General features: G+C 39.8%; 6 protein-coding genes and 5 pseudogenes. 5 read left to right on the top strand and 6 right to left on the bottom strand.

What is annotated here, in order from left to right; genetic code table 11:
* The first annotated feature begins 139 nt into the window (after positions 1 to 139).
* Together HMPREF9018_RS04120 and HMPREF9018_RS04115 are read left to right on the top strand one after the other, a co-directional pair.
* Positions 140 to 529, top strand: coding sequence for an ISAon1 family transposase N-terminal region protein (locus HMPREF9018_RS04120; protein ID WP_008448522.1), 390 nt, complete (start codon positions 140 to 142; stop codon positions 527 to 529).
* A complete protein-coding gene (locus HMPREF9018_RS04115) occupies positions 495 to 1442 on the top strand; it encodes an ISAon1 family transposase (RefSeq protein WP_008448531.1) in 948 nt (315 codons plus the stop codon). The genes HMPREF9018_RS04120 and HMPREF9018_RS04115 overlap by 35 nt, the downstream gene beginning before the upstream one ends.
* 4 nt (positions 1443 to 1446) lie before the next feature.
* Here HMPREF9018_RS04115 and HMPREF9018_RS04110 read toward each other — a convergent pair.
* The 3 genes and pseudogenes from HMPREF9018_RS04110 to HMPREF9018_RS11475 all read right to left on the bottom strand — a co-directional run.
* Positions 1447 to 2439: pseudogene (locus HMPREF9018_RS04110) on the bottom strand (ISAon1 family transposase).
* Positions 2405 to 2791, bottom strand: coding sequence for an ISAon1 family transposase N-terminal region protein (locus tag HMPREF9018_RS04105; RefSeq protein WP_039864351.1), 387 nt, complete (start codon positions 2789 to 2791; stop codon positions 2405 to 2407). Before HMPREF9018_RS04105 ends, HMPREF9018_RS04110 begins: the two are co-directional and overlap by 35 nt.
* Positions 2792 to 2854: 63 nt before the next feature.
* A pseudogene (locus HMPREF9018_RS11475) lies at positions 2855 to 3071 on the bottom strand (IS30 family transposase); the annotation flags it as partial.
* A gap of 148 nt (positions 3072 to 3219) precedes the next feature.
* On the opposite strand from HMPREF9018_RS11475, the pseudogene HMPREF9018_RS10655 reads away from it, so the two are divergent.
* Positions 3220 to 4064: pseudogene (locus HMPREF9018_RS10655) on the top strand (IS256 family transposase, variant Zn-binding type).
* A 73-nt stretch (positions 4065 to 4137) separates the two neighbouring features.
* Here HMPREF9018_RS10655 and HMPREF9018_RS11240 read toward each other — a convergent pair.
* A pseudogene (locus HMPREF9018_RS11240) lies at positions 4138 to 4329 on the bottom strand (IS982 family transposase); the annotation flags it as partial.
* Between the two features lie 853 nt (positions 4330 to 5182).
* Between HMPREF9018_RS11240 and HMPREF9018_RS04080 the strand changes: the two are divergent.
* Together HMPREF9018_RS04080 and HMPREF9018_RS04075 are read left to right on the top strand one after the other, a co-directional pair.
* A complete protein-coding gene (locus HMPREF9018_RS04080; protein ID WP_008448530.1) occupies positions 5183 to 6319 on the top strand; it encodes a radical SAM protein in 1137 nt (378 codons plus the stop codon).
* A complete protein-coding gene (locus tag HMPREF9018_RS04075; protein WP_039864341.1) occupies positions 6316 to 8379 on the top strand; it encodes an outer membrane beta-barrel protein in 2064 nt (687 codons plus the stop codon). The genes HMPREF9018_RS04080 and HMPREF9018_RS04075 overlap by 4 nt, the downstream gene beginning before the upstream one ends.
* Positions 8380 to 8567: 188 nt before the next feature.
* Here HMPREF9018_RS04075 and HMPREF9018_RS11235 read toward each other — a convergent pair.
* Both HMPREF9018_RS11235 and HMPREF9018_RS04070 read right to left on the bottom strand, forming a co-directional pair.
* A pseudogene (locus tag HMPREF9018_RS11235) lies at positions 8568 to 8846 on the bottom strand (hypothetical protein); the annotation flags it as partial.
* A 140-nt stretch (positions 8847 to 8986) separates the two neighbouring features.
* Positions 8987 to 9535: hypothetical protein (locus HMPREF9018_RS04070; RefSeq protein WP_039864339.1), on the bottom strand; the 549-nt coding region annotated here is incomplete at its 5' end.

The following is a 9535-nucleotide window of genomic DNA, read 5'->3' as shown; positions in this document are numbered from 1 at the left end:
ATGGCTCAGTAGAAATTTAGTGGGGATACGCATAAATCTTTGCAAGTCTATACAGAAAGAATTTTTCATCAACGATACCGGCTCAGTAGAAAAGAACTGGGGATTTTTTTAGTTTTATAGATTTTTGTATTTTTGCATTATGAATATGCTTGAACATTTAGCCCGTCTTGTTCTTCCAAAGGAGGTACAGGACAATTTCGATATTGTTAAGATAGAAACAGATGAGTCTGATATTGATGCAATGAGTATGACCATCCATCTTGACGAGCGTATGAATGCCTATCTTCAAAAATCTGAGGACTACGAATCCAAAGGTTTTATGGATGCTGTACGCATAACTGATTTTCCTATACGTGACCATAAAGTGATTCTTGTTCTTCGCCGTCGTAGATGGAAAAACAAGGATACAGGAGAGACATTTGTTGACAGCATTAGTGTTACCGAGTCAGGGACCCGCTACTCGAAAGAGTTTGCGGCTTTTTTAAAAGAGACGTATGGAGACATCCCCGACGACCTGCCGTACACTTGAGCAGTACTACCATGTAAATTCCAAGACTTTGGATAAACAATACAAGGATGTCTTGAGTGACTATCGTACCTGGACTGAATTAGACCATGCTGATGAATGGCTTGTTTTTCCTGACAACATAGGTCGTAATTTGGCAATAGACGAGACATCTATGTCTAACGGAGAATTGCGTACGATAGTTACCAACAGAGACAGACACGGAAAAGATCAATGTCTAGTTGCAGTTGTCAAGGGCGTCAAGTCAGAGGACGTTATTAATGCCTTGAACCATATCCCCGAAGCGCTTCTGAGTATGGTTGAGGAAGTCACACTTGATTTGTCTGACTCCATGAGAAAGATTGTTCGCACATGCTTTCCCAAAGCGACTAGAGTAATAGACAGGTTCCATATACAGAAACTTGCTTGCGATGCTGTGCAGGAAATGCGTATCAAGCATCGTTGGAATGCCATACAAGAGGCGAATGACGATATGGAGAATGCAAAGCTTGAAGGACGCGAATATGTGCCTTTTCGATATGAGAACGGAGATACAAGAAAAGAATTGCTAGCAAGGAGCAGGTATCTTCTTTTCAAATCAGGAGAGAAATGGACGCAATCACAACGCAAGAGAGCTGAGATTCTATTTAGAGAATATCCAGATCTGAAGACTGCTTATGGGCTATCGCATTCTTTGAGAATGATTCTATCAAAACATACTATTAAGGATGCTGCAAGACTTTCTATGGCTAAATGGTACAACAAAGTGGAAGAAGCGGGCTTCCGTTCTTTTAATGTTATTGCTGCAACATTCTATGAACATTACGATGACATTCTGAACTTTTATACAAATAGATCATCTAATGCTGCAGCTGAATCTTTTAATGCGAAAATCAAAGCTTTCAGAGCATCACTAAGGGGTATCGTGGCTCAGTAGAAAATCAGTGGGGATAGGCGTATAGTTTTGCAATTCTGAATAGGAAAAACTTCTTGTCTGCTACTCCTCTTAGATTAGCTCGGAAAAGTTTGATTTTGGCATTGAACGATTCTGCCATGGCATTCGAAGACCTGTTATTATAGAAGTTCAATATTTCATCATAATGTTCGTAGAATGTGGCAGCAATGACATTGAATGAATGAAAGCCTGCCTCTTCAACTTTATTGTACCATCTTGCCATGGAAAGTCTTGCTGCATCCTTGATGGTGTTCTTAGCAAAAATCATGCGCAGTGAATGACACGGTCCGTATGCCTTTTGGATGTCCGGATATTGTTCAAAAAGAATTTTAGCATGCAGTTTCTGACGCTTTGTTCATTTGTCAGCGGACTTGAAGAGCAGATATCTTGACCTGGCGAGAAGCTCTTTTCTTGTATCTTCATTAGTGTATCGGTATGGGCTGTATGGTTTATCGCAGAGCTTTGCCTCTTCCATTTCGTCGTTTGCCTGCTGTATTGCATCCCAGCGGTGCTTTATACGTAATTCCTGTACGGCATCGCATGCTAACTTTTGTACATGGAACCTATCGATTACACGCTTGGCGTTGGGAAACAACCTTCTGGCTATTTTGCGCATGGAGTCGGACATGTCCAGGGTGATTTCCTCAACAGAGGAGCGTTTCTCCTCATCAATCCTATCCAGTACTGCTATGACTTCCTCTGACTTTGTCCCTGCAACTACTGCCTCGATACTTCTTTCCCGTGTCCTTGCTGCACGGTTGGTCACGAAAGTGTACAGCTCGCCGTTAGATAAGGAAGTTTCATCAATAGCCAGAGAGGGTCCGATGTTGTCAGGAAATAGCAGCCACTCATCGGCATGTTCTGCCTGGTCCCATTGACGGAAATCGCTTAGAACCTCCTTATATTGTTTCTCAAATGTATGTCCGTCAATATGATAGAAATCCTCAAGCGTAAGGCAGGTCACGGGGGATGTCTCCATACGTTTCTTTTAAAAAAGCTCCAAATTCCTTGGAGTAACGGGTGCCTTGAGCTACCATGTCTAAAGCGATGGGAGGCGTAAAGCTCTTGCCCGTGCGCAAGTCCGTCCATCCTCTTCGACGAACTTTCAATATAACCTTATGGTCTCGGATCGGAAAGTCGGTTATATTTACTGCTTCCATGAATCCTTTGGACTCGAAGTTGGCATCATCCGCCAAAGCCTTGTCTATACGTTCGTCAAGGCTAATATGAAACTCTGATCCGACCTTACGGACAGAAACAATGGTAAAAAACTCTAATATTTTACTTGGCAACACAAGAGTTGTCAAGGTACGTAACATATTTTCTTCCATGATGCGAAGGTCGGAATTATTAAGATAAATAACAAATTATTCCCCATAAAAATTCTACAGAGCCAATGTTCCTCCTTCTACCTTGTCCTTACGTATCATACGATATATGGTTTCATGGCTAATATACTTGTCATCCTTGGCCAATACACCAGATACTTTGTTCCTGAGACCATTGCTCGGTAACAAGAAGGTGCTTCGCCTCTTCCATGACATTCTTGTCGATTGAATGATTGCCCAGCTTTCTGCGCTTTGTTTGTACTGCATTTGCTTGGGCTGTTTCCCGGCGTAATGGACATTTGGTAGGCTGAAAAGCTCTAGATGTCCTTTATTTATTACCTTTGTGCCATTTGAAAACCTATGAATAAAAAACATGTGTATTCTGTGGTAGCTCAAATGTTAAAAAGAACGGTCATCGTCGGGGGCTGCAAATGTATTTTTGCGGTGATTGCAAGAAGCAATTTCAAGGCGGTCGCCGCATTGACAGTACAACATTATGGCAAAGCTATCTGACAGAGAAACGAACCGTCAAAGAACTGTCAGTTATGCATAAATGTTCTGAGAGAACAATACGCAGGAAACTGAAGTTGATAGCAGAGAGTTTTACCCCTTCCTTTCCTAAGAAAGCAACTGTCATAATTGATACAACATATTTCTCCAGAACATTTGGTGTAATGTTATTCCAAGATGCAACTTCGGGAAAGATCCTTTATCGCAAATTTGTTAAGAATGAAACCAACAAGGAATATCTCTCAGGACTTGAAGATATAAAAGATGGAGAAACAAAGATAGTGGCGGTAGTCTGTGATGGACACACAGGGCTTTTACAGGCTATAACCTTCTGCCGGTACAAATGTGCCAGTTTCATCAATTGCAAATCATCAGAAGGCTTCTGACAAATAACCCTCATTTGCCTGCAAGCATAGAGTTGCTGGCATTGGCAAGGAAGATGTTTACCATCGGAAAGGAGCAGTTCTTAATGGAATTTGGTAAATGGTGTGTCCGGTGGGAGGAATTTCTGAATGAAAGAACGACTCTTATTTCAGGCAAGACTACTTATACACACAGACGACTTAGGACTGCCAAGAGGTCTTTAAGAACACATCTCAAGTGGCTATTTACATATGAAGAACATACGGAGGTAAACATACCGAATACAATCAATATGTTGGAAGGCTACAACTCACAACTTAAAAGAGCTTTACTGAACCATAACGGATTAAACGATACTAACAAAAAGAAGTTTATTGATGGATTTCTGAATATAACAAAGTAGGCTGAAAATTACCAGCCTACCATTTGTTCATTACAAACATCTGGAGCTTTTTCAGCCTACCAAATGTCCATTACGCCCCAAAATGATAGCACAACAGGATGATCATGATTTCGCTCTTGGACATCTGCCCTTTGCGGTTTCGCATGCGCTTATATCCCACGTCTATGGGGGCGATATGTAGGTTTTTAGTTAACTCGGCATCTAAATTCTTGCAGAACTCATCCAATATACAAAATATTTCTGTAACTTTGTCTGTGGTAATTATCGCTATATATGTTTTGTAAGTTATTGATTTTCAACTATAAAGTTACAAGATAATAGCGAGATTACCAACTTTTTAGGGCACTTTTTTGTCCCAAACTGGCGTATCGTCTAGTTCGCGTGGAATACGTATATATTGTTCACCCCCTACTAACCCGAAACTACCACTGCCTTCATTATTGTCATTTGAATAGGTTATGAATATGTTGGGTAACTTTATGTGATATGGTTCGTAGTGTTCTGGGTGCTATGAAAAGGTGTAATGTGTGAAATTATTATTATGGAATATTTGCGTATTTCATTTATTTCTTCTAATTTTACAATTAGCATTTAGTGTAAATGCTGTGTTTTTATATTTATCAACATCAACCAAAACAATTTAGTTATGAAAATTAGACTTTGTGATTCAGAACTGAATGCGAATGAAGCGAGAATTAATGATTTTCTTTCACAGAAACAGATGTCATGTATTGTGGGTGGAAGTCGTTCGTATGATCCAGATGGTTCAGACTCAGAAAAGGATGTTAAGGACAAGCCTGTCATGCCCCCGATCTATCCCAATTATTCGGAATCTACTTATGTGAATTACGGACATGGACCTAGAACGAAATGATTACTCGTTGTCTAGTCTAGAATGTCTTAGAAATTTAATTTAAGCGGCATATAAGTTGGAGTGAACTTATCATTTTCGCCTCATTGCTGCTTATTTTGTTATTGGTAGTTTATGTCACCAATGTAAGTTGCGTCTGTTGCGTTTGCTGTTCTTCATCTTAAAGGTTTATGAATATAATAAACGCAAATGCAATTTTGATAATGACTTTCTATGTGAATGCTTGTTAAGTAAATTTATAAAGACTATGAAGTATACGGAGTTAATTCTTAAAGTAAGTGGGCGCTGCAATTTAAATTGTGATTATTGTTATGTCTTTAATAAAGGTGATAAATCATATATGAGAGAACCGGTCAGAATGTCAGAGGAACTGATTAAGCCGGTCGTAATGCGAATTAATGAACATTGCCAGAATAATAATATATCGCATTTTTTTGTTATTTTTCATGGAGGTGAACCTTTATTGCAGCCTAAATCCTTCTATAAAATGTTTGTTGAAACGGTTAAGAACATCATTCACAAAACTCACGTGTCATATGGATTACAAACCAATGCTACACTTTTAACACAAGAATGGATAGACCTATTTTGCTCTTTGGGTATTAGAGTTGGAGTGTCAATAGATGAACCTCGTTTGGCCTCTTCCCATCGCGTGTTTCGGTCAGATGGGAGTAATGCATATGATTCAATTGTTGCAGGCATTTCATTATTGAAGAAGAATGATCTGCCTATATCTGTTCTCAGTGTAATGAATGTCGACTATCCTGCGCATTTGACGTATCAACATCTTAAAGATTTATGTGTTGATTCTGCCGACTTTTTGTTTCCTGATACAACTTTTGACTCGGAAATACCAACTGGCATGTCTTCTTGGTTACTACAACTATTCACATGCTGGTACGAAGATAATGAGAGAAAGCCTATAATACGTTTATTTGAGAGTGTTGTGAAAATGTTATTAGGGCAAGATTGTGGTTATGAAATTTTAGGACAGCGTGACAATGCTACTATAGGTATCAAAACAAATGGAAATATTGAGATTGTAGATAGTATGAAGGTTTGTGGGGACGGATTCACTTATACAGGTTTAAATGTTCTTCAAAATTCTTTTGAAGACACATTTAGTAATGAAACTTTGAAACTTTACTATAACGCCCATCATGATGTATTCTTGTGTGACAAATGTAGAAATTGCATAATTAAAGAGATTTGTGGTGGTGGAAAACTTCCGCATCGATATTCTACACGGAATGGTTTCGATAACCCTTCTGTTTATTGTGAATGTATCAAAGATTTGGTAGTTCATGCCCAAAATTACCTATTTAAAGACTTACTTGATCTGTTTAACAAATGTTCCTTGGTAAAATTACGAAACGTGTTATGACAAAAGGTCGAATAATACTCCTTGTTCTTGCCGTTGCAGTCATTGCTGAACTAGCGGCACAAGAGCACACAGACACCCTGCGAACCAAGGCACTGCCTGAGGTGGAAGTGGAGGCACGTAGGGTGATTAGACATGGTACCACAGACAGTTATTTTCCCAGTAAAGCACAACGCGAAAGGTCGGCAAACGCATTCAGCTTGTTGGGCAATTTGCATTTGCCTGGCATTGTTGTCGACCAAGTGGAACGAACGCTTAATTACACAAGAGGTGGTGGACGTGTGGCTTTGGAGATTAATGGAAAGCCTTCCAACATAGACGAGTTGCTTTCCTTGCCTGTCTCTCGCCTAAAAAAGGTGCAATTGGTGCGTGTTCCATCTGTGAAGTACGGAACTGATGTTGCCGTGGTTATAAATGTTGTGGCTGGCCGTGGTGATAGTGGTGTTGGCTTAGGACTTAATGCCATGAATGCACTCACTACTAATTATAACGACGATGCACTTTGGTTTCGCTTTAATACTGGCGTGCACGAACTTGGCGTTAACTACAATTTCAAACTCAATGGAATTGATAAAGCTTTTACCCGAACTGACGAACACATAAACAACCCTACGGGACTGATGGTAGACCGCAAGATAGACGGACGTTTTTCGGGCGGAAACTATCGAGATGACTTTCTTTCCCTATATTACACGCTGAACAGAACTAATCGCAGAACGATAGACATTCGCACATCCTTAGATTGGGATAGGTTCCCTCAACGAGCCATAGACGCCACCGTTGATGATGGTAGTTCGTACACCATGTGTACACTTAACGAGAGTGACGAACGCCAACTAGGCCTTAAAGTGTATTACGAAGAACGTTTCTCGGCACGTAACGTGTTTAATGTATGGCTTGCTGCCAATGCTTTTGCTAATAAATATCAACGTGGTTTCTCTTCGCCAACGGCCAACAAACACTACGATGTTGATGGTAAAAAGCAGAGTGCAAGATTAGAGACGGAGTTTTCTCATACATTCTCGCCTGCATGTAAGTTAGCTGTTGGGTGGCAACAGTCGCTTGCCCATACGTCAAACACCTATGTTAGCTTGCAAAACACAAATTTCAACTACGACGATAATTCTCAATATGCCTTTGCACAAGCCAGTGGCTCATTGGGTAAGCTTACCTATTCTCTTGGTTTGGGCTATGGCCGTGATGCTGTTTGGCAACGTGGTAAGGGGTTCGAGCATTACGCTTGGCGACCAAAATTTTATGTGCAATATGCTTTTAACGATATATGGCAAATAGACTACAATTTGTCTAGCACAACCTCTTTGCCAAGCCTCGCGCAGATGACTGCCTACGAAAGACAAGACGACGACCAGCGTACAACAATGGGAAACCCCTCATTACGCCCCTTTACTACATATAGGCATTGGCTGTCGCTCAATGCAAACAAGGGAATATTTAGTTTTATGGCTTTCGGCATGTACGAGTATAATCATGGAAGTATAGTAGACATGCTGGCAATAACCCCTATGGGGACGGTACAACAAAGTTGGACAAACGATGGGCAATATAAACATTTGGAGATTGGCATATATTGTGGATTGAACTTATTGGGTGAACATCTGCAAGTTTACGCAGAACCTAAATACGTTAACTTTATTTCGCGTGCCACATTGAGGCATAATCGTTCCAATTTCTGTCTGCAATTAGGTGCAAGTGGGTGGGTTAAGAAATGGGGTTTTAACGGCTACTTTCGCACTGCTATGGAAAGTATGGAGGGCGATATGTTAGAACATCGTACGGGTACATCGGATGTTAACGTAAACTACGCATTTCGTAACGTACATGTTAAGTTAGGTTGGCGCAATCTTTTTTCTTGTGAAGGACCTGCTACACGCAAGATTTTGGAGACAACTAATGCGCGCTACGAAACGGTACAAGGTAATCTTGGTTTCGTAAATATGGTTTACGTGGGCTTATCATGGTCATTCTTTAAGGGCAAACAGACTAAGAGGAGGAAGGAAAGTAGGCAAGTAGACGCCAGCTTTGATTCAGGAATTGTGAAGTAAGTAAGGTTTTGCGTAACTGATAGTCAAAACTATGGACGTAAGACCGAACATGGTGACACGTCTATACAATCCAAAACAATTGATGCAATAATGCGCACCTATTGAATAGTAAATTTGTCCTGCTATTCAGCATACATCCTGCTTCAATATGACTACGCCTTACAAAAAATCACAATAAGAAAACATTGTTAGTTATCCCAAATCGGTCTAATAAGTGCAGCTGTTCTTCTACGCTCGTCTTCAGTTTGGCAATTTGCCAATATCTCATCACGCTTTTCGGTAGAGATAATGAACGCCTCGTTGCAACCTGTCAGCACACCACGATAAATGTTTATATCCCAATCCTTTAGTGGTGTGCCTACTGCTTCTATTTTGCGCTTAATGCTTTGCTCTATAGGTGAGAGGATAACCCAACTATCGGAGGAGGAAAAACTACAAATAGTGTTTTGTTGCTGTACGAAATGGCTCGTTTATGGATTGAAAAAGGCAGGTTGTGGGAGTATTACAGAGAGAATAACCCAAAGACTAGTAGAAAGATAATGGATGAATACTTTAGAAAACAAGAAATTCGGGAATGAATAATTTCCCGAATTTCTTGTTTTTGGGGTTATAACTTTGAGATACAATATGCTGCTGAAGCTATTCCCCAGCCCCAACCAACATAAGGAATTAATCTACTTGCTAATTTTTTTACAGCAAATTGTGCAATTTTTCTCCCAGGTAAATCAAATAATTGTTTAATAGAAACTCCTGTTCCTATACATACTGCTATATCTAATGCGTTTGCTTTATGTATATTATTCCAAGAAACTCTAGTCATGGGTTCTGTTTTTTTTGAAGACTTATAAGTATCGTATATAGTCAAGGCTGTGAAGCATTTAAATTCATCAAATGTAGTTTCTCCTTGGAATTCATATTTATTTTCGTTATATACTTCGTGTAAAATTTGGTCCGTTACACCAAATTTAATTAGAATATCTTCTGTTGCTGGTCTTAGCGTAGTGCATATCTTTCTACCAACAAGAGCAAATATGCTATCAGAAGTGTTTTCGCTTGCAGTTGTTATAGAACTGCGAGTTGAAGCTAAATAATCAAAATTGTCTTGAAAGGAATGATCGAATGAGTTTAGAGCTTCAATTTTACTTCTTGAAGTATA

This window comes from Prevotella amnii CRIS 21A-A, from assembly GCF_000177355.1.
In the GTDB taxonomy this organism is placed as follows: Bacteria; Bacteroidota; Bacteroidia; order Bacteroidales; family Bacteroidaceae; genus Prevotella; species Prevotella amnii.
The sequence above is the reverse complement of the archived record's forward strand: the minus strand, read 5'-3'. Positions and strand labels throughout refer to the sequence as shown.

Excerpts from the sequence above, each read along its gene's own strand:
- HMPREF9018_RS04120 (WP_008448522.1), top strand. The coding sequence starts at position 140 with ATGAATATGCTTGAACATTTAGCCCGTCTTGTTCTTCCAAAGGAGGTA.
- HMPREF9018_RS04115 (WP_008448531.1), top strand. The coding sequence starts at position 495 with ATGGAGACATCCCCGACGACCTGCCGTACACTTGAGCAGTACTACCAT.
- HMPREF9018_RS04105 (WP_039864351.1), bottom strand. The coding sequence starts at position 2,791 with ATGGAAGAAAATATGTTACGTACCTTGACAACTCTTGTGTTGCCAAGT.
- HMPREF9018_RS04080 (WP_008448530.1), top strand. The coding sequence starts at position 5,183 with ATGAAGTATACGGAGTTAATTCTTAAAGTAAGTGGGCGCTGCAATTTA.
- HMPREF9018_RS04075 (WP_039864341.1), top strand. The coding sequence starts at position 6,316 with ATGACAAAAGGTCGAATAATACTCCTTGTTCTTGCCGTTGCAGTCATT.